Source organism: Staphylococcus sp. EG-SA-2, assembly GCF_017152085.1.
This window is the reverse complement of sequence record NZ_JACYHC010001297.1, coordinates 1-606: the sequence shown is the minus strand read 5'-3', so window position 1 is coordinate 606 and position 606 is coordinate 1. Positions and strand designations below refer to the sequence as shown.

General features: G+C 32.8%; 2 protein-coding genes. Both read left to right on the top strand.

Going from position 1 to position 606, the window contains the following annotated elements; all coding sequences use genetic code 11:
- A partial coding sequence (locus IDG60_RS20900; protein WP_206161141.1) for an NmrA family NAD(P)-binding protein occupies positions 1–399 on the top strand: 399 nt, incomplete at its 5' end.
- An 18-nt stretch (positions 400–417) separates the two neighbouring features.
- Positions 418–606, top strand: a 189-nt coding sequence (locus tag IDG60_RS20895) for a DUF1304 family protein (protein ID WP_206161140.1), incomplete at its 3' end; no start/stop codon positions are given.

The window sequence follows — 606 nt, the reverse complement described above, 5'->3', positions numbered from 1 at the left end:
TATTTACCAGAATTGATGAATATGCATAAACTGATTTATCCAGCTGGTGATGGTCGTATTAATTATATTACTAGAAATGATATTGCTAGAGGTGTCATTGCTATTATTAAAAATCCAGATACTTGGGGCAAACGCTATTTATTATCAGGCTATAGTTATGATATGAAAGAACTTGCTGCTATTTTATCTGAGGCATCAGGCACAGAAATTAAATATGAACCCGTTTCATTAGAGACATTTGCAGAAATGTACGATGAACCTAAAGGCTTTGGTGCATTATTGGCATCAATGTACCACGCAGGAGCAAGAGGACTATTAGACCAAGAATCCAATGATTTCAAACAATTAGTCAATGATCAACCACAGACACTGCAATCATTTTTACAAGAAAATATTTAATAATAAAGGAGCGTTACAGTGAATATCATCTCAACAATTTTAATCATATTTGTGGCATTAGAGTTTTTCTATATTATGTACCTTGAAACGATTGCTACAACTTCCAAAAAGACTAGCGAGACATTTAATATAAGCGTCGATAAATTGAAAGACAAAAATATTAACCTACTTTTGAAGAACCAAGGCGTATATAACGGTTTAATCGGA